At 56.9% G+C, this 19,389-nt stretch carries 20 protein-coding genes; 6 read left to right on the top strand and 14 right to left on the bottom strand.

Features of this window, described 5'->3' with window-relative positions:
* Nucleotides 1-30: 30 nt before the first annotated feature.
* The 6 genes from phoB to MGEO_RS17815 form a co-directional block, all read right to left on the bottom strand.
* Nucleotides 31-720, bottom strand: coding sequence for a phosphate regulon transcriptional regulator PhoB (gene phoB / locus MGEO_RS17840; RefSeq protein WP_085640904.1), 690 nt, complete (start codon nucleotides 718-720; stop codon nucleotides 31-33).
* 3 nt (nucleotides 721-723) lie between these two features.
* Nucleotides 724-1,455: a phosphate signaling complex protein PhoU gene (phoU, locus tag MGEO_RS17835; protein WP_085640970.1), complete on the bottom strand. Its 732-nt coding sequence runs from the start codon at nucleotides 1,453-1,455 to the stop codon at nucleotides 724-726.
* Nucleotides 1,456-1,459: 4 nt separating this feature from the next.
* Entirely contained in the window at nucleotides 1,460-2,260 is an 801-nt protein-coding gene (gene pstB / locus MGEO_RS17830; protein ID WP_085640902.1) for a phosphate ABC transporter ATP-binding protein PstB, read from the bottom strand.
* A 15-nt stretch (nucleotides 2,261-2,275) separates the two neighbouring features.
* Nucleotides 2,276-3,598, bottom strand: a complete 1,323-nt coding sequence (pstA, locus tag MGEO_RS17825) for a phosphate ABC transporter permease PstA (RefSeq protein WP_085640900.1) — start codon at nucleotides 3,596-3,598, stop codon at nucleotides 2,276-2,278.
* Nucleotides 3,595-5,067, bottom strand: coding sequence for a phosphate ABC transporter permease subunit PstC (gene pstC, locus MGEO_RS17820; protein ID WP_085640898.1), 1,473 nt, complete (start codon nucleotides 5,065-5,067; stop codon nucleotides 3,595-3,597). The genes pstA and pstC overlap by 4 nt, the downstream gene beginning before the upstream one ends.
* 84 nt (nucleotides 5,068-5,151) lie before the next feature.
* Entirely contained in the window at nucleotides 5,152-6,189 is a 1,038-nt protein-coding gene (locus tag MGEO_RS17815; RefSeq protein WP_085640895.1) for a substrate-binding domain-containing protein, read from the bottom strand.
* Nucleotides 6,190-6,739: 550 nt separating this feature from the next.
* On the opposite strand from MGEO_RS17815, the gene MGEO_RS17810 reads away from it, so the two are divergent.
* Complete coding sequence (locus MGEO_RS17810) at nucleotides 6,740-7,501, top strand: LuxR family transcriptional regulator (protein ID WP_085640893.1); 762 nt, start codon at nucleotides 6,740-6,742, stop codon at nucleotides 7,499-7,501.
* A 317-nt stretch (nucleotides 7,502-7,818) separates the two neighbouring features.
* On the opposite strand, the gene tsf is transcribed toward MGEO_RS17810, so the two are convergent.
* The 6 genes from tsf to MGEO_RS17780 form a co-directional block, all read right to left on the bottom strand.
* Nucleotides 7,819-8,694, bottom strand: coding sequence for a translation elongation factor Ts (gene tsf / locus MGEO_RS17805; RefSeq protein ID WP_085640891.1), 876 nt, complete (start codon nucleotides 8,692-8,694; stop codon nucleotides 7,819-7,821).
* A gap of 87 nt (nucleotides 8,695-8,781) precedes the next feature.
* Nucleotides 8,782-9,558 (bottom strand): 30S ribosomal protein S2, encoded by a 777-nt coding sequence (gene rpsB / locus MGEO_RS17800; RefSeq protein WP_085640889.1) that lies wholly within the window; start codon nucleotides 9,556-9,558, stop codon nucleotides 8,782-8,784.
* A 309-nt stretch (nucleotides 9,559-9,867) separates the two neighbouring features.
* A complete protein-coding gene (locus tag MGEO_RS17795; protein ID WP_085640887.1) occupies nucleotides 9,868-11,169 on the bottom strand; it encodes a HupE/UreJ family protein in 1,302 nt (433 codons plus the stop codon).
* Nucleotides 11,170-11,265: 96 nt separating this feature from the next.
* Nucleotides 11,266-11,787 carry a gamma carbonic anhydrase family protein gene (locus MGEO_RS17790; protein WP_085640885.1) on the bottom strand — a complete coding sequence of 174 codons (522 nt, stop codon included), beginning with the start codon at nucleotides 11,785-11,787 and terminating at the stop codon, nucleotides 11,266-11,268.
* A complete protein-coding gene (gmk, locus tag MGEO_RS17785; protein ID WP_085640883.1) occupies nucleotides 11,784-12,425 on the bottom strand; it encodes a guanylate kinase in 642 nt (213 codons plus the stop codon). The genes MGEO_RS17790 and gmk overlap by 4 nt, the downstream gene beginning before the upstream one ends.
* Nucleotides 12,426-12,428: 3 nt before the next feature.
* Nucleotides 12,429-13,319 carry a YicC/YloC family endoribonuclease gene (locus MGEO_RS17780; RefSeq protein ID WP_085640881.1) on the bottom strand — a complete coding sequence of 297 codons (891 nt, stop codon included), beginning with the start codon at nucleotides 13,317-13,319 and terminating at the stop codon, nucleotides 12,429-12,431.
* A 203-nt stretch (nucleotides 13,320-13,522) separates the two neighbouring features.
* On the opposite strand from MGEO_RS17780, the gene MGEO_RS17775 reads away from it, so the two are divergent.
* The 4 genes from MGEO_RS17775 (at nucleotide 13,523) to MGEO_RS17760 (ending at nucleotide 17,413) form a co-directional block, all read left to right on the top strand.
* Nucleotides 13,523-14,944 carry a DUF6538 domain-containing protein gene (locus MGEO_RS17775; protein ID WP_085640879.1) on the top strand — a complete coding sequence of 474 codons (1,422 nt, stop codon included), beginning with the start codon at nucleotides 13,523-13,525 and terminating at the stop codon, nucleotides 14,942-14,944.
* A 414-nt stretch (nucleotides 14,945-15,358) separates the two neighbouring features.
* The gene (locus MGEO_RS17770; RefSeq protein ID WP_085640877.1) at nucleotides 15,359-16,288 is read left to right on the top strand and encodes a hypothetical protein; all 930 of its coding nucleotides are present in this window, start codon (nucleotides 15,359-15,361) and stop codon (nucleotides 16,286-16,288) included.
* Nucleotides 16,289-16,346: 58 nt separating this feature from the next.
* Nucleotides 16,347-16,799 carry a YbjQ family protein gene (locus MGEO_RS17765; RefSeq protein WP_233139985.1) on the top strand — a complete coding sequence of 151 codons (453 nt, stop codon included), beginning with the start codon at nucleotides 16,347-16,349 and terminating at the stop codon, nucleotides 16,797-16,799.
* Nucleotides 16,796-17,413: a hypothetical protein gene (locus MGEO_RS17760; protein ID WP_085640873.1), complete on the top strand. Its 618-nt coding sequence runs from the start codon at nucleotides 16,796-16,798 to the stop codon at nucleotides 17,411-17,413. The genes MGEO_RS17765 and MGEO_RS17760 overlap by 4 nt, the downstream gene beginning before the upstream one ends.
* A gap of 346 nt (nucleotides 17,414-17,759) precedes the next feature.
* On the opposite strand, the gene MGEO_RS21770 is transcribed toward MGEO_RS17760, so the two are convergent.
* On the bottom strand, nucleotides 17,760-17,942 hold the full coding sequence (locus MGEO_RS21770) for a hypothetical protein (RefSeq protein ID WP_211297960.1): 183 nt from the start codon (nucleotides 17,940-17,942) through the stop codon (nucleotides 17,760-17,762).
* A gap of 306 nt (nucleotides 17,943-18,248) precedes the next feature.
* Here MGEO_RS21770 and MGEO_RS17755 point away from each other — a divergent pair, with 306 nt between their 5' ends.
* Nucleotides 18,249-18,803 (top strand): recombinase family protein, encoded by a 555-nt coding sequence (locus tag MGEO_RS17755; protein ID WP_085640871.1) that lies wholly within the window; start codon nucleotides 18,249-18,251, stop codon nucleotides 18,801-18,803.
* Nucleotides 18,804-18,838: 35 nt separating this feature from the next.
* On the opposite strand, the gene MGEO_RS21440 is transcribed toward MGEO_RS17755, so the two are convergent.
* Nucleotides 18,839-19,389: hypothetical protein (locus MGEO_RS21440; RefSeq protein WP_085640869.1), on the bottom strand; the 551-nt coding region annotated here is incomplete at its 5' end.

Below are 19,389 nucleotides of genomic sequence, written 5' to 3'. Positions count from 1 at the left end.
ATGAGGCAGCGCCGTTCGGAGCTGTTCGGATCAGCCCAGGGAATATCCGGCACCACGCACGGTGCGCAGGGGATCGGTCCCGCCCGACATTGTGAGCGATTTGCGCAGGCGCCCGATATGCACATCGACCGTCCGCGTATCGACATAGATGTCCCGTCCCCAGACCCGGTCGAGCAGTTGTTCGCGTGACCAGACACGGCCCGGTTTTTCCATCAGGGTGGACAGCAGGCGGAATTCCGTCGGCCCCAGCTTGATCTCGCTGCCATCCCGGGTGACGCGGTGGGTTTCTGCGTCCAGCACGATGTCCTCGAATTCCAGACGCAGACCCGCAGCGGCCGGCCGGGTGCGCCGCAGCTGCGCTCGGACACGGGCCATCAGTTCGACCACCGAATAGGGTTTGATCACATAGTCATCCGCCCCGGTCTCGAGGCCGCGCACCCGATCCACCTCTTCCGAGCGGGCCGAGAGCATGATGATCGGCACGTTCCGCGTGTCCGGGCGGGTCTTGAGTTGGCGGCACACTTCAATGCCCGAGACATTGGGCAGCATCCAGTCGAGGACGATGATATCCGGCTGTTCCTCATCGACGAGGATCAGGGCTTCTTCGCCGTTTTCTGCCTTGGCGACACGAAATCCCTCGGCTTCAAGGTTGTAGCCAAGGACTTCGCGTTGTGCGGGTTCGTCTTCGACGACCAGAACAGTGGGTTGTCCGGCGGACATGGCTTAGTCCCCAAGTTCGACCGAATGCGACAGGTCGGCATCGGTTGAAGTGTTGTCCTCTTTCTGGCGGGGCTCTTCCGGTTTCTCGCCGGTGACGAGGAACACGACCTGCTCGGCGATCGATGTGACGTGATCCCCCATGCGTTCCACGTTCTTTGCGATGAAATGCAGATGCATGCAGGGGGTGATGTTGCGGGGATCTTCGAGCATGAAGGTCAGGAATTCGCGGAAGAGCGTGTTGTACATCTGGTCGATGTCCACGTCACGTTCGATCACATCGCGGGCCAGCACCTCGTCGCGCTGAATATACGCGTCCAGCGCATCCTTGAGCATGATCTGAACGTCCCGTGACATGCGACGCAACTGCGCGGCAGAGCCGTTGATTGCCGGCATGGTCATCAGGACCGCATTGCGCTTGGCGAGGTTCTTGGCGAGGTCGCCGATACGTTCGAGATTGGCGCTCATGCGCATGACCGAGAGGATCACGCGGAGGTCGATGGCCGTGGGCGCGCGCAGCGCGATGACGCGGGCGGCTTCCTCGTTCAGAAGCTCTTCCAGTTCGTCGATGACCTTGTCATTGGCGCGGACCTGTTCAGCCAGTTCCTGATCCCGGGTTTCGAGGGCCTGCGCGGAGTCGAGGATTGCCTGTTCCACAAGGCCACCCATCTTCATGATGCGGGCCTGTATGCCTTCCAGATCGCGATCGAAGGCGCTCGAGATATGTTCATGTGTCACGATCTTATCCAATCCGTCCGGTGATGTAGCTTTCGGTGCGGCTGTCTTCGGGGTTTGTGAAAATCTTTGAAGTGTCGTCGTATTCCACGAGATTGCCAAGGTGGAAGAACGCAGTTTTCTGGCTGACGCGGGCGGCCTGCTGCATCGAGTGCGTCACGATCACCACCGCATAGTTCTGGCGCAGTTCGTCGATCAGTTCCTCAACCTGGGCCGTCGCAATCGGGTCAAGCGCAGAGCACGGCTCGTCCATCAGCAGCACTTCGGGTTCTGTTGCCACGGCGCGGGCGATGCAGAGGCGCTGTTGCTGACCGCCGGAGAGGCCGGTGCCCGGCGCTTGCAGGCGGTCTTTGACCTCATCCCAGATCGCGCCGCGACGCAGGGCGCGTTCCACGATGTCGTCCATCTCGGCCTTGTTGCGGGCCATGCCGTGGATGCGCGGGCCGTAGGCGATGTTGTCGTAAATCGACTTGGGGAAAGGGTTCGGCTTCTGGAACACCATTCCCACCTTGGCGCGCAGCTGTACCGGGTCCACGCGCTTGTCGTAAATGTCGTCGCCGTCGATCCGGATATCGCCTTCGACGCGGCAGATATCGATGGTGTCATTCATGCGGTTCAGGCAGCGCAGAAAGGTGGATTTGCCACAGCCCGACGGTCCGATGAACGCCGTCACGGTCTTGTCCTGAATATCAACCGTCACGTCTTTGATGGCGTGATTGTCGCCATAATAAACCTGCACGTCCTGGGCTTTGATTTTGACGTCCGTCACGCCGGTCTCCTGTCTGGTGTAGTGGGGTGCATCGTACATGGTGCCGGGTCCTGTTTACCAGCGGCGCTCAAAGCGGCGACGCAGAATGATCGCGATGATGTTCATCGTCAGAAGGAAGATGAGCAGAATGATGATCCCGCCCCAGGCCTTTTCATAGAAGCCCGCATCTGCGCGTGCGGCCCAGGTGTAGATCTGCGCCGGCATGGCCGAGTTCGGATCGACGAAACCCGATACGACGCCTTCGGGGTAGGCGCGGGCGATGAATCCGACCATCCCGATCAACAGCAGCGGCGCTGTCTCGCCAAGCGCCTGAGCCAGACCGATGATGGTTCCGGTCAGGATGCCGGGCGCCGCCAGCGGCAGCACATGGTGAAACACGGTCTGCATCTTGGAGGCACCGACACCCAGTGCGGCTTCGCGGATCGACGGCGGCACCGCCTTGAGCGAGGCGCGGGTCGAGATGATGATCGTCGGCAGGGTCATCAGTGTCAGCACAAGACCGCCGACAAGCGGTGCCGACTGGGGCAGGTGCATGAACTGGATGAATACCGCGAGGCCAAGGATGCCGAAGACGATGGAGGGCACCGCGGCGAGGTTGGAGATGTTCACCTCGATCAGGTCGGTGAACCAGTTCTGCGGTGCGAATTCCTCAAGATAGATCGACGCGGCCACGCCGATGGGCAGGGACAATACCAGCACCACCAGCATCATGAAGAATGACCCGATCACCGACACGCCGATCCCGGCTCCGCCGGGATTGTCGACGCCGGTGTCCGACCCGGTGATGAAGTTCCAGTTGAAGGCCTGCGTGATGATCCCCACATCGTGCAACGCGTCCACAAGGTCGAGATCGCTCACCATCAGGAAGCGGCTGTCCACGACCGTGTCACGCGACACGCGCCCTTTGAAATAGCCGTCAACGCGCGAGGATGCGGCCAGTTCAAACCGTACCGGGGTGCCGATCTGATCCGGGTTTTCACGATAGTATTCGCGGATCGTGCCGCCGGTCTTGCCAAGCAGCCGCTCGATTGCGGCCGGGTCGAAGGACACTTCCAGCCCACGGTCTTCAAGCTGAGACTGCAGCGCCGCGATGAACAGCTTCTGATAGGCGCTCGTCTTGAGCATCTGGCTTTCGGCGTCGTCGAATTGCTCCTGTGTGATTGTGAAGTCGATATGGACCTCGGTCTGCGTGAAGGCAGGAACACCGGAGCGGATGATGGAGACAGCCAGAACGATCAGGAATAACAGGCCAATCGCGATGGCCGTCAGCCCGTAAGCCCTGAAGCGTTTTTCGGCCGCGTTGCGCTTGCGTGTGCGCGCATCCACGGTTGTAAGCGAGGATTTCGGTGCGGAACCGCCCATGCTGATGTCGGTCATTCGTACTGCTCCCGGTATTTGCGCACGATGTAGAGGGCGAAGACATTGAGCCCGAGTGTGATGACAAAGAGGGTCATGCCGAGGGCAAATGCGACGAGGGCTTCAGGGGAAGCGAAGTCGGAGTCGCCGGTCAGCTGTGACACGATCTTGGCGGTGACCGTGGTCATCGCATCGAAGGGATTGAGGCTCAGCCGCGCGGCGGCCCCGGCACCAAGAACCACGATCATGGTTTCACCGATGGCGCGGGATGCAGCCAGAAGGATCGCGCCGACAATGCCGGGCAGGGCGGCTGGCAGAACCACCTGCCGGATGGTCTCGGACTGTGTGGCTCCGAGGCCGTAAGAGCCATCGCGCAGCGCCTGCGGTACGGCGTTGATGATGTCATCGGAGAGGGAGGACACGAAGGGGATCAGCATGATGCCCATGACCAGGCCTGCCGTCATCACGGCGGTGCCCGCCTGCATCCAGCCCAGACCCTCATCCCCGAAGACGCGCATAAGCAGCGGACCGACGGTCAACAGGGCGAACAGGCCGTAGACGATCGTTGGGATGCCCGCCAGAACCTCGAGCAACGGCTTCGCAACCGCGCGGACCTTGGGGCTGGCGTATTCGGAAAGGTAGATCGCGGCAAACAGGCCAATCGGGACTGCCACGATGAGCGCCACGAGCGAGATGTAGAAGGTCCCCCAGAGAAGCGGCACAATGCCAAGATCCGAAGCTCCGCCGCGGCCCGAAAAGCTGGGGGCCCAGTTGGTGCCGAAGAAAAACTCGGACGCCGGGTAGAGGCGGAAAAACTCGACCGTGTTGAAGACCAGCGACAGAACGATGCCGAGGGTGGTCAGGATCGCAATCGACGCAGCTGCAATGAGCAGACCACGCACACCCTGTTCGACGACGTTGCGCGCCCGGAAGTCCGGTTTTGTTTCGCGCAGAGCCCACAGCGCTCCGAACAGTGCGATCAGCACGACGATGATCGTCATGGCCTGCGTTCCGACAGCGCTCAGAGCGCGCAGTTCCTGTGCCGCGCGGAACACAGGCGGCGTGATCTCGGATGTCAGGATTGCGCCGGCGTCGGACAGGCGCGCCGACAGATCCTCTATGTCAGCCTGCGGGTCGCGCGCCGCTGTTTCGCTCAGTTCTCCGGACGCAATGGCCATATCGATGCCGTCGGCGGTGCGGCGTACTTCTGCCATGACCAGACCGCGCGATGTGGTTTCCGCGATGGCGCTGTCAGGGATGTGACCGGAGGCGATCGTGTCGATCACCAACGGCTGCGCCACGAGCCAGACCGCCAGAACGAGCAGGGCAGGGACGCCCGATTTCATCGCGGCATTGCTGCCGTAATAGACCGGCAGCGAATGCAAGGCGCGACGATTCTCGCCTGCCATCGCAAGCACGCGAACCCGGGCAAGGACGTATGCCCCTGCCGCAATCGCGAGCACGATCAGAAAGAGCCAAAGTAGTGGCATTTTGCCCCCAGCGGTTTTGAAAATGACCTAAAAGGAAAAGGAGGCGGCGAAATATGCCGCCTCCTGTCGAAGCGTCAGGGCAGATTACATGTCTGCGCCCATGACCTTTTCGTCTGCAACCATCTGCTGGGTCTTTGCCAGTTCCGGATCAGATACGAGGCCGTAGTTGGCCAGCGGGCCGTTCGGGCCTGCGAGTTCATCGGCAACGAAGAACTGTGCGTATTCCTTTAGGCCCGGGATCACACCGATATGCGCTTTCTTGACGTAGAAGAACAGCGGGCGGGAGACCGGGTATTCGCCGGATGCGATGGTGGCGGTTGTCGGCTCGACGCCGGACATGGTGGCCACTTTGAGCTTGTCGGTGTTGTTCTCGTAGAACGCGAGACCGAACACGCCGATGCCGTTGGTGTTGGCGTCGATACGGGCGAGGGTTTCAGTGTAGTCACCGTCGATGTCGACCGACTTGCCGTCCTGACGCACGTCAAGGCAGGCGTCTTCCGCATCGTCCTCGGACATTCCGCCAGCGATCATGGCTTCCATTGCGCCGGTTGCCTCGCAGCCGATCAGCAGAACCTTTTCCTCGAACACTTCACGTGTGCCGTGCTTGGTGCCGGGAATGAACATCGCGATTTCCGCGTCCGGGAGGTCTGCGTTGAACTCGGCCCAGGAGTTGTGCGGATTGTCGACGATTGCGCCGTCCTTGAGAACCTTCGCGCCGATGGCGTTGAAGATATCGGACGGCTCGAATGCGCTGAACGCGGGGCCGGACTGCTGAGACGCAAACACGATGCCGTCATAGCCGATGCGGACTTCGATGATGTCTGTCACGCCGTTTTCCGCGCAGGCGGCGATTTCCTTTTCGCGGATCGCACGCGAAGCGTTTGCCACGTCGATTGTGTTTTCGCCCACACCTTCGCAGAAGCGCTTCAGGCCGGCAGACGAGCCACCGGATTCGACAACCGGTGTCGGGAAGTCGGTGTTTTCGCCAAAGGCCTCGGCAACGATGGACGCGTAGGGCAGGACGGTCGACGACCCAGCCACCTGAACGTTGTCACGCGCAGCAGCGGCAGTTGCAGATACCGCGACGATCGCGAGTGCGGATACAGAGAGTTTTACAGACATTACGTCAGCTCCTTGATTGGATGTCTCTCGGCCATCCCCCTGATGACCGTTGGCGCCGTGTCTAGTCAGCTTTGGCCATGCTTTTGTGACAGTTACGTAACTGTTTTATGACACCGGGCGTTGACGTAACGGAATTATGCGGAGTTTTCCGCAAGGCTTTAAAAGAAGGTGGTTTTATCTTCGGCTGATTTATTCGATCTGTGCCGGAACAAATGGATTGAATAGGGCTTTCCGAGCACTCAAGGCCAGGTGGTACGTGTTTGGTGACATTTCACTGATGATGGTTCGGTCTGGAGTAGGAATCGACTCGGGTCTTTTTGCGTGCAGACAGACAGAGTAGTGCGGTTTGCGAATTTCCTGCTTCGGTCATGCGTTTCCACGGAGCATTAACTGTGTGTCGTATGCGCTTGATTCAAATAGAGTAAGTGGCGTCTTGGTGCCTACATTAATCTTATAATCAGTATTATGTAATATATAGCCAGAGCACCGTATAGACAAAACGACTGTCCGCACCGTAGACACGCTGTGTGGTATTGAGAATCCGGTTACGATGACACCCGAACAAAATGCAGCCCTGTTGGACCTGACGCATTCCAGCAGCATTGAAGAATTGTGGGATCTGCATTGCCGCCGCATGGCGGGTTTCGGCTTTGATCGGTTGCTCTACGGCTTCACACGGTTCCGGACAGCGACCTCGCTTGGCGATCCGGACGACTTTATCGTTCTGTCGAACATCGACTCCGGCTACGTGACGCGGTTCATCAACGATGGTTTGTACCGTTCGGCTCCGATGGTGCGTTGGGCGCTTGAGAATGATGGCGCATCGAGTTGGACGCTTCTGAGGATGATGATGGAAAGCGGAACCGTCACTGACGACGAGCGGCGCATTCTTGAGTTCAACGCGCAGAACGGCATCACAGCCGGTTACTCGATCAGTTTCCGCAGTCTGTCGGATCGCGCCAAAGGCGCCATCGCACTGATTGCAGAGCCTGGAATGTCTCAGGCGGATGTGGATGCTGTGTGGGACGCTTCGGGTGACTTGATCCAGTTGATGAACAATATCGTTCACCTGAAGATCCTGACCCTGCCCTATAATCCGCCGAACCAGACGCTCACGAAACGGCAGCGCGAGGCGCTGGAATGGGTCGGCGGCGGCAAGACGATGCAGGACATCGCGACGATCATGGGGTTGACGCCCGCAACGGTCGAAAAACACCTGCGCCTGGCCCGTGAAGCTCTGAACGTCGATACCACGGCGCAGGCAGTCCTGAAGGCCGCTCTACAGAACCAGATGTTCAACAGCGACGCCTGAGGCGTGAAAAAACTGTGAGGTACGGAAATCCGGACTTCCTTGACCTCGCGTAAATTGGCAGACTGTTGATGTTCCGTGAGTGGTGGCAATTTTGGCCAAGGAACAAGGGACCCGCATCCCATATATTTTCAGGGCTCTGCGGGTCTCATTCAAAGAAACCCGGCCTGCCCGGTAAAGGATGACCTGTCGCGGTTCGTTTTTTCCGGCCCGTCGGGGGATCGCATCATCCCCAATATGATGCAGTCCATTGCTCCCGAAGAAAGCGGCGCTGCCAATTAAGACAGCGCCGCTTCACTTTTTATAAAGATTTCAGGAAATTAGCCCTGAGCAGCTTTGGCAACCTCGGCTGCGAAATCTTCTTCTTTCTTCTCGATGCCTTCGCCCACTTCGAGACGGACGAAACCGGTGATTTCGACGCCGGCTTCTTTTGCGGCGGCTTCGACAGTGAGATCCGGGTTGATCACGAAGGACTGACCCAGAAGGGTCACTTCGCTGAGGAACTTCTTCATCCGGCCTTCGATCATCTTCTCGATCACCTGCTCGGGCTTGCCCGACTCACGTGCGATGTCGATCTGGATCTGGCGCTCTTTTTCGACAACGGCCGGGTCCAGGTCGTTTGCGGACAGCGACGCCGGGTTTACAGCTGCGATGTGCATCGCGACCTGCTTGCCGAAGGCTTCGTTGTCGGCAGACAGCGCAACGAGAACGCCGATCTTGCCCATTCCGTCTGCGGCAGCGTTGTGGACGTAGGACACGACCTGCCCGCCTTCGACGGTCGACATGCGACGCAGCGACATGTTCTCACCAATGGTGGCGATCTTGTCGGTGATGGTGTCCTGTACGGTCTTGCCGCCGAGATCTTTGGACTTCAGGTCTTCGATATCGGATGCTGTCAGCGCGGCACCTGCGATTGCGTTGACCATCGCCTGGAATTCAGCGTTCTTGCCGACGAAGTCGGTTTCAGAGTTCACCTCAACCGCAACGCCCTTGCCACCTTCAACCTTAACGGCAACGAGGCCTTCTGCGGCAGTCCGGTCGGATTTCTTGGCGGCTTTGGCGAGACCTTTGGTGCGAAGCCAGTCAACGGCCGCTTCCATGTCTCCGTCGTTTTCCACCAGTGCTTTCTTGGCATCCATCATGCCTGCGCCAGTCATTTCGCGCAGTTCTTTCACGAGTGCTGCTGTGATCGCCATCTTCGGCTCTCCTCATAGTTTTACGGGCGCGTGGGCGGCCCATGGACCGCCCTGCCCTGTCATATCTGTGTAACGGCGCGGTAACGCTTATTCGGCTGTGGCGGCCTGCGCTTCTTCGACCAGTTCCTCAACCGGCGCGTCTTCGAGGGCGCCAAGGTCAACACCGGCGGCACCCATCTGAGCGGTCATGCCGTCCAGAGCGGCGCGCGCGGCCAGGTCACAGTAGAGGCTGATGGCGCGGGCTGCATCGTCGTTGCCGGGGATGATGTAATCCACACCCTCGGGCGAGCAGTTGGTGTCGACGATCGCCACAACCGGGATACCCAGCTTGTTGGCTTCGGCAACGGCCAGCGCTTCTTTCTTGACGTCGATGACGAACAGCAGGTCAGGCACGCCGCCCATTTCGCGGATACCGCCCAGCGACGCCTGCAGTTTGCCCTGCTCGCGCTCCATGCCCAGACGCTCTTTCTTGGTCAGGCCTTCTGCGCCGGCGTCCATCTGTTCGTCGATGGATTTCAGACGCTGGATCGACTTGGAAACGGTCTGCCAGTTGGTGAGCGTACCGCCCAGCCAGCGGTGGTTCATGTAATACTGTGCGCATTTTTCAGCGGCTTCTGCGATCGGCTGCTGCGCCTGGCGCTTGGTGCCGACGAACAGGATGCGGCCGTTCTTGGCCACGGTTTCGCGGATCACGTTCAATGCTGCGTCGAGCATCGGAACGGTCTGCGTCAGGTCCATGATGTGGATGCCATTGCGCGCGCCATAGATGAACTCGCTCATGCGCGGGTTCCAACGCTGCGTCTGGTGGCCGAAGTGAACGCCAGCTTCAAGCAGCTGACGCATGGTGAACTCTGGAAGAGCCATGTGTCGTATCCTTTCCGGTTTCAATCCTCAGCGGGGGTATCAGCCAGATGGCCAACCGGTGGACATTTGGGGATGTCTCCCCCAAAGGCCCGACCCCGCCTGCGGTGTCAGTGGCGCGCGTATAGCGGGGGTTTCCTGCATGTGCAAGAGCCAGATCGAGGGAACATTTTGGGGCTGTTTGCGAAAATGCTACCCTTCGTCCGGCAAAATCTGATGCGGTCGGTTTCGCCGGAAATCCGGGACACCGACAGGTAAGCGGACCTATCGCCTTCGGCTGAAGGCAATAGGCCAAAGTTGCGCTTTTTCGGATTACAGAAAGACCCGCTCTATGAACCAATATGCGCCGACCAGCGCAATCGCTGCAGAGGCTGGAACGGCCACGTAGCGACGATAGGCATCGATCTGTTCAACCAGAGTGGCGGACACCGCGCAAAGCACCGCGAGGGCCGCGAGCGGCCAGAAGAACACCATGGCAGAGGCCCCCATCACCTCCTGGAAGCCTTCCGTGTTCATCGCAAAGCCCAGGCCTACGAGGATCACGGCCAGCGCACCGTATATTCCCTGCGCCGGGGCGACATCCGCCTCTCCTTCGTCGACCCGAATGGCGTACCAGACCAGGATGAAGGCGATTGCGATGACGGTAAGCTGGCCCAGTTCCACCCCGATGTTGAACCCGATCAGCGCCGGGATCACCTGCCCGTCCGGCAGGCCGAATTCACCCAACACGCTGGCAAATCCCAGACCGTGCAGCAGACCGAAACCGAAGATCACGAAGGGCCGCCATCGGTGGAGCTTGTCGGACACGATATTTTCAACCGCCACATAGACGATGGACGCCGCGATCAGGGGTTCCACGATGCTCGCAGGCACCGAAACGATGCCCAGCACCGCCATCGCCAGCGTCACCGTATGCGCCAGCGTGAAGGACGTGACCTGCCACAGCAGCGGCGTGAACCGTGTCGACAGGAAGAAGAGGCCGAGGACGAAAAGAATATGGTCCAGCCCTTTGGGCAGGATGTGATCGAACCCGACAGGGATATAGGTGGCAAAGGTGGCCCAACCGCCGGCCTCATCGCCGCCGCCGAGCTGGATGTCTCCGCTGCTCTGACCACCTTCGAGGTAGCCGGTATAGGGTTCTTGGACACCCTGTTGGCGCAGCACGAGCGCGCCGTAGGCAGCAGGCCATGTAACGCTGATCGTGTCCGCTCCCTCGGGAATCGGTCCGGTCATGCTGAGCACGGTATCGCGCGGCAGTTCGGTGTTGCCGACTTCGTCGACGTCTATCGCGTTCACGGTCAGCGGAACGGCCTGACCTCCGGCGGTGACGCTCAGGCTTTCGGTGAAGCCGGTCATGCGGGATTGCAGTTCCGCGCGGAGTGCGTCCGGTTCAAGCCCGCGCAGCCGGTCCACATCTGCGGAGGCGTCCAGTTCGTCGGTATTTGCGATGCCTTCGAGACTGACCTCTGCGGCCAGAGCTTCTCCGTTCAGGGTCAGGGTGATCTCGACCTGCCCCTCGACCACCTCGAGATCACCAATCGCCGGGCGCACCTCGTGGGCAGTCGCCATTGCGGCTGCAAACATCAGGCAAAGATTGATCCAGATCGTTTTCATCGCACTCACTCTCTCGTTCCGCAATACGGCAACAGTGACGTTGCCGCGCGCATGTTCAACCCATGAGGGTGAAAAAAGTCCTGCGGACAGGCTGGCTTATGCCGGGCGCAAACCGACGCGGAAGCGGCGCATGTTGGCTTGATAGCCAAGCGCGCTTTTCCGAAGACCCTCTATCGCGGCCTCGTCCAGGTCGCGCACCACCTTCCCGGGGACGCCCATGACCAGCGATCCATCCGGGATTTCCTTGCCCTCGGTGATCAGCGCCCCGGCCCCGATCAGGCAGTTGCTGCCGATCTTTGCGCCATTGAGGACGGTGGCGCCCATCCCGATGAGGGAATTGTCGCCGATGGTGCAACCATGCAGCATCACCTTATGGCCGATGGTGCATCCTTTTCCGATGGTCAGCGGATAGCCCATATCGGTGTGCAGCACGCAGTTTTCCTGAATGTTGCTGCCCGCACCGACGGTGATCGTCTCATTGTCCCCCCGCAGGGTTGAACAGAACCAGACGCTTGCCGCGTCCTCAACGATAATGCGGCCGATCAGATTGGCATCCGGGGCAATCCATGTGTCTTCCGCGATCTGAGGTGCAATATCGTCCAAAGCATAAAGCGTCATGTCAATTCCTCGAATTCCTGTTGCAGCTTGCGGACATGTTCGACCAGCCCCGGCTGTTGCAGGCGGCGCAGGCGGGTCGCGGTGACGATGGTTTGCAGATCGGCAAAGGTGCGGTCCAGATCGTCATTTACCAGAACGTAATCATAGCTGCCCCAGTGGCTGATTTCGTCCCAGCTTTTCTGCATCCGTTTCCCGATGGTCTCGGCGCTGTCCTGCCCACGGCTCTCCAGACGCCGACGCAGTTCCGCGATCGACGGCGGAAGGATGAAGATCGACAGCGTGTGCGGACCAAGGGCCGAGTTCACGATCTGCTGCGCGCCCTGCCAGTCGATGTCAAAAAGCACGTCATTGCCGGCGTCGATGGCCGCCTGCACCGGCTTGCGCGGGCTGCCGTAGAAATTCCCGAAGACATGCGCGTGTTCCAGCATGTCGCCCGCGTTCACGTCGCGCTTGAACGCGTCCTCGCTGAGAAAATGGTAATGCTCACCATTCACTTCACCGGGACGCGGCGCACGGGTTGTCGCCGAAACCGAAAAGCTGAGCGAGGGATCCCAGTCCAGAAGGCGGCGTGACAATGTGCTTTTCCCGGCACCCGAGGGCGATGACAGGATGATCAGAAGACCCCGGCGATTGGTCATGGCTTACTCCACATTCTGCACCTGTTCGCGCATCTGTTCGATCACCGATTTCAGCTCAAGCCCGACGGCCGTCAGTGGTGCGGACTGCGCCTTTGAACAGAGCGTGTTGGCTTCGCGGTTGAACTCCTGCATCAGGAAATCCAGCTTTCGGCCCACCGCGCCATCGGCGTCAAGCAGACCGCGTGCAGCGTCGACATGGGTGCGCAGACGGTCGATCTCTTCGGTCACGTCCGCCTTGACCGCGATCAGGGCAAGTTCCTGTGCGATGCGCTGCTCATCGATGGTGTCCTGGGCGTCCATGACACGTGCCATTGCTGCCCGCATCCTGTCGGCCTGTTCATCCTTTCGGGCCTCTGCGACGGTCTCTGCCTGTGTGACCAGATCCGCAATCTGGTCAACCTGTCCGGTGAGCACCTCTGCCAGCGCGGTTCCCTCGTTTTGCCGAGACGCGATGAAGCTGTCGAGCGCCGGCTCGAAATCAGCGAGCAGCGTCTTGCGGAGTTCGGCCGGATCAGCGGCCTGCTGGGCGGTATCCATGACGCCTCGGAGGGTGATCAGATCAGCGGCAGAGGATGCGGTCAGGGACAGCCCGCGCGCCATCGCTTCCGCCTCGATCTGGAGCATCGCCATAAGCACGCGATCCAAGGCAGCTTCGTTAAGCTCCTGAGTGGCCTCGGCCCCGTTGGATTGAAGTCGCAGGGATACCGTGACGCTGCCGCGCGCGAGCCGCTTGGTCAGCAGCGCCCGCAAAGCCTGTTCCAACCCGTCGATCCAGTCGGGAACGCGCACGCGAATGTCCAGGCCACGGGCATTGACGCTGCGCAGGTCCCAGGACCACGCAAGTCCCAGAGCTTCACCCTGCCCGGAGGCAAAACCCGTCATGGAGTGGCGCATTCTGTATCCCCCGGATGGTCCCCTGTTCTGCTCATCGGGTTACGCGTTGCGTCCGGGCGATGCAAGCCGCAGGCGATCCTGCGACGTTAACCATTTGTTAAGACTCTGGGCCAAATTGCGGCCTGCCCGTGCTAGCGTTCTTTTCTTATTGGATTTTTTTGGGCACTGGACCCTATATTGGACCCTATATTGGGGGAGAAACCATGCAGTACAAACCAAGCACTCTGCAACGGAGGAAAGGCAAATGGTACGTCTGTGTTACCAAGCCCAAGGAACTCACTTTCGGGACCGACACACAGGCCAGACGCAGCACAGGTACCAGCGACAAACGACAAGCCCAACTCAGACAGCACGAGTTGACTCAGGTGATATATGACGAGTTCGACACGCTCTTGGAACGCAGCGACAAGTTCTACGAGAGTATCAGGCCCTTGCTGGAAAAAGAGGGTATCAACACAAAACAATGGTACACCAACGGCTACATCACAGTCGATACATCTGCGTTCAAGGGCAGAGGCATGGGTTTTATGGGTATCTATGCGAGTGGCCTGCATGGCATCGACCGGAACCCCGACGGTAAATACCAACTGCAACCTACCATTAAGATCAGCACTCACGTAGACCTTTGCAAACTCTTGACCGCACTTGGACACTCGATACCGCTTAAGCACTTCCAAGGGGACAAAGATGAATTGCAATCAAAGGAACTAAGTACAGACGCACTTCTAGGCATTGCCGACAGGACACAAGACCACCCTGTGTTTCGGAGGAATGTCATAGAGCAAATGAAGAATTTTGCAGTTGATGCCCCAGAGGTGCAGACAGGTGGTCAGACCTTGGGTGACCTGTTGGACCGATACAAAGAAACTAGGCCTGAGAAGTCCCGCAAGAACGATAGATGGCAGTTACGTAAGTGGCACGATCATCCTGACTTTGGAAAGAAACCCTTAAAGGATGTGACTGTATACGACGCCTATGACTTCCTGAATGAGATTGGTGAGGACTCCAGTGCATCAAGTATACGAGTGTTACGCGCTGCTATGTCTAATGTATTCAAGTGGGCCAACAAACACAGAGACCTCGACATAGGACATAATCCTTGGATCGGACTAGACCTCAAAGGCATTGGCAGTGATGCTGTAGAGCGCCTTCCCTTCACCCATGACCAACTGTACGCCCTGTTCCAGATGGACATGCCCGAGGAGGATCGTAAGGCTTTCGCAATCCTAATAACAACAGGGATGCGTATCGGGGAACTGCACAAGAAACCACCTGTGCGGGAACAAGGCAGCATCCGGTATATGGACTTAAGGGAAGATGATCCCAAAACCAAAGGCTCAAGGCGGCTAGTACCCCTGCATGACAATGCCGATGTTGTTCCAGTATCTTTCAGCAAAGGACGCCTGAGGGAACACATCAGAAACCTCATAGATGACCCAAGGGTAGTTCCCCACAGTCTTCGTCACACCTTTAAAGACCTTGCACGAGACGCAGGTGTACCCAAGGAAGTTTCAGACTTCATCACAGGTCATAGACAAGGTGATGTTGCGGCTGGTTACGGACAAGGACCAAGCCTTAGGACACGTTATGAAGCCATCATGTCCATTGACCACCCTTGGCTTTAGTAGAAACGCATCACCCAAGGAAACCCGTGTCCGTGCACATCGGGATGGAAGCCGCGTAAGGGGCATTTGTGGTGCGGGATGACTCAGGAACCTTGGGCAATGGGCTTTGACAATACATGCAGCTGACCCTTGCTTCACTGCACTACTGTGAACGAAGGTTGATCCCAAGCACTTGGTGAGTCACGCTCGGAAGTGAAATTCGGTACGGACTTGCAAGGTGGCTTCAGAGCTTTCTGAGTGGGTGTAAACAGTCGCGATTCTTTACAGAATCTGCTGCGCAAAAAACATAATTTCGCACCCCATACGTTCATTATCGCGACAACTGAACCCGGCTGGTCGCGTGTTCTCCCTTCACGTGTCGTTCTGTGTCGTATTAGGTTGGAAATACGCATCTAACCGCATTGGAGGCAGGAAATGAAGCTTTGGGCCTTACTATTTCTTCCCATGACGACATCATACGCGTTGGCGCAGTCTGAAGATATCCCCCAAGCTGTGATCGCTGAATGCAATGCAAAAGCCAACGCATCAAATTTTCCGACTTGTCTAAAAGAAGGTGCCATCGCCTTTCAGCTTCTGGGGGACATGATTACCAGTGATTACTACGGCCCAGCCGCTGAGCCTGTCGTCAACGCGTGCTCTGCTCGCAATGATAGCTATGCGGATACATGGACTTGCTTCTTGGAAGCTGCGAGGTCAGCCGCTGAAACCCGAGACTTGATCGGAATTGAAGATATAGCAGACCCTTGTGTTGCCGGAATTTCTGATCAGCAGATGGCGGCTAGGATTGGAACTGAGTTCATGGCTCTTCGATCAGAGCGGTTCCCGTATGAGACTTACTATTCTTCGGGCAGCGACTACTATCCATTTCAGGGCTGCAAAGACGAGGGTGATCAGCAATCCAGCTTAACCTCATCAATTGCGACCATCCACACTGTTTCGCAGGAGACTGGTTCCGCCATTTCACCCATTGCGTGCAGCACTTATTCCGAAATTCAAAATCTGGTTCAAAACCTTAGTGAACGCGAGCTTCGTTACATCTGGACATCACTGCAAGAGAACGAAGGTGCAGATGCAGCAACGATTGCACAAATTACCGGTCTATCGACGGCGTCAGCGCAATTCATATTAAATGCGAATGAAGACCAAGCTATGATGACCGGAGCCCTTCTTGGTGCGTTCTTGAGAAAAACTCACCCGTCGATCCTCGAAAATTTCTTAGCGGACAGTGCGCAGGCGACAGAAAGCCCTGCAGAGCAAATGGGGAGCGATATGGCGGTTGCAATGTTTTACATGGTTCTCGAGACTGCCGAAGAACAATACGTATCTGCATGTAAAGTACGTTGAAGTAAACGCGTAAGGTGTACGGATGGCGAACTGTTCGAGATGTGGCAAGAAATTCGGAATGCTTGAATCCGGGTACGGCGGTCTATGCGCCCAGTGTCATTACCTAAATACGATTGAAACGGGTAGTCCCGTAATCCAGCAACAGCATCAAGAACGTGTGGAACGCGATCTGGCCATTGAAGCTGTAATGCTTACCACTGAGACACAAGCGCAAGACCTCCAAATTCAAGAACGAATTTCCATCGTCACAGCAGAGTGCGCGTATGGAATGCATGTTTTCAAAGACTTGTTTGCGACAGTAAGGAACATTGTAGGCGGGCGCTCAGAAGCAGTTCAAAAGACCATGCGAGACGCTCGTGAAACCGTCCTATACGAACTTAAGAGAGAGGCTCATGCTGTCGGTGCCAATGCGGTCGTCGGTGTGGACTTAGATTATACCCAGATCGGGGAGACAGGTTGGACAATGGTGATGCTGGTGGCGTCAGGAACAGCTGTGAGGATTGAAGAATGAGACCGTTCGGGAGCACTGCCGCGGCGGTATTGATGAGTAGCGCAGCTGCAGCACAGGATGTTGGTTTTGCTTGTTACGATGAAGCCCGAAATCTTGGGCTAGTGCTCGCGTTCCACGAAGGTGAAGAGGGCCCCGTTGCGCTAATTGATGGTAACGTAGAAAATCCTTTGTCTGCAAAGTGGGATATCAGCGATAACATCCTTGGGTCGTTTGAGGGGCCTGATTTCCTCGCGGTTCTGTACAACAACTTACAACTGGATGTTCTGTCCAAGTCTAATGGTTTGGTGTCCTTTACTTGTACTGATGTTACTGCTGCCGCTCGAACTCTTAACAATGACTTTGGCAAGCTGGCCGAACTTAGAATTAGAATGAAGGAGCTGGAGGCGAACCTGAACCAGTCAGAAGTTGACCTTCAGCTTGCGCGAGAGGAACTGAAGCGCGCGCGAGAGGAGCCCAAGACAACCAAGAGCCAGACCACAGCAAGTTTAGCAAGGTTGATTGAGTTGGAGGCGGAAATTGCAGAACTCAAAGCGCAAAATGAACGTCTCATCAAGAATAGTCGTATGTGGCAGGACGTCATCGCCCGATTACGTGAGCAGCTTCAGGAAAAATAGTTTCGTCTGACAGCCATACATAATGACTGTAGCGAGTTGGTCGGAATTTTTATCAATGTTCGGGCAAGAACCATAGGCTTGCTTGAGTGGCACCCGAATAGTCTCAAGTAGATACAGCCACTTGCCATAAAAAACACATGTATTCCCAATGGCTTAACCAAGGACCGACCTAACCACAACATTTGACGCAAGATCATACGCTTGGATACATGTGAACTACTCGTGCGGACATGAGTATTCACCTGTAACCTACTGATAAATATCACCCAATTATGTAGCCAGTGCACGCTCTGAGGTGCCAATTTCTTACGTAGGGGCTGGTCCCTGTTTCCCATGTGGGGGGGTGTCATTGATCATCGCCACCAAGTTTACTCAGCTTGATGCTAATCTCTGCAAGTGTTCCGAGACCTGCCGAACTGACCCAACCGCCAATCATTATGGCTACACCAGAGAAGGCAATTTCCCTCGAACCACTGGTAACGCCCGCGAAGATCAACACGGCTCCAACGATGGTGCCAACCAACGCCACGACCCACGAAACAAGACTTGCTACAAATGTGAAAACGCCAACTCCACTTTTTGAATTTCCAGACGGATTCCGACTAGCCATTTATCACCTATGCCTTTGATACATCGTCTCTTTACCCTAATGACAATGGCTTAAGAACTCAATGTAACCACCAAGATTGGATCCGCCCTGTTGTCGGCAACTGTCTCAATAGACCAAGCCCCAATGGCACAAGAGAACGATGCCTTAAAACGCCGTATTACCAACTCTATTGAAGCATTTCTCAAAATATACTAATATTCTATTGAGAATCACGGGAGACATCTCATGCTGGTTGGATATGCAAGAACTTCGACCTTGGAACAGGACGCAGGGTTAAATGCGCAGGTTAGAGACCTTCGGGACCACGGATGTGAGACCATCTACAAAGAGCAGGTTTCTAGTGTTGGTGAACGAGAGCAGTTGGACGCAGCCATCAAGTCACTTCGCTCTGGTGACAAGCTGGTGGTATGCAAGCTGGACCGTCTGGCACGTTCTGTACGGCACCTAGGCGATCTGTTGGAGACATTGGAAGACACTGACGCAGGGTTGGTGATCCTGTCTATGGGGGGGCAACAGGTCGATACCTCTACGGCTACTGGCAAGATGATGCTCAACGTGATGGCTAGCGTTGCTCAATTCGAACGTGAGATGATGCTAGAGCGGCAGAGGGAAGGTATTGCCAAGGCTCGCGCAGAGGGGAAATACACAGGACGTAAACCTACGGCTATGGCAAAGGCTGACAGTGTAAAGGCTCTGCTTGCTACGGGTATGTCAAAGGCGAAGGTTTGTGAGCAGGTGGGTATCTCGAGAGCGAGCCTTTATCGCATTCTAGCCAACTGAGTTGAGGTCCCTATGGAACCCAAGGCTAACTGGGGTCAGCTATTGCTCTTGCAGCCAGACATTACAAAGTCGCGATCTTCTGCATTGTTGCTAAGGCCTCCGAACTCTCCCTGATGACGTGCTCCATTGAAGGCTTCTACCTCCATAAGTACACTTTCGGACGAAGTTAGCCCACTGCGGAAATCACGGTAACCACTCGGTAAGAATGCTGCACGACCGTCAGTCGATGGGGACCAGCGTTCGGAGATCGGTTCATTGTCATCAAACCTGTACCTAACGCGCAAACGATCATTTCCCAAGTATCCATCCGATACAACATACAATTCCGTGCCGCCTTCTCCATTACAGCGAATGATTATGGCATTGAGGTCTTGCATACCTCCTCCTGCCTGCGCGCTTTCAAGGTACACATAGGAAGTATCCGCTTCGGTAAACCCATCTCGTTCTTTGACTAGGACCCAACTGTTGCCGCTTGATACCTCTTCTTCGATAGTTTCCGTGGGTACACCGGTTTCAGCTTCAGCTTCAGATGTGCTTTGGGGTTTTTCGAAGCCCAGTACCTTGTCGTAACACTCTAGGGTCAGGA

This window comes from Marivita geojedonensis, from assembly GCF_002115805.1.
GTDB lineage: Bacteria > Pseudomonadota > Alphaproteobacteria > Rhodobacterales > Rhodobacteraceae > Marivita > Marivita geojedonensis.
This window is presented reverse-complemented; position numbering and strand designations above follow the sequence as displayed.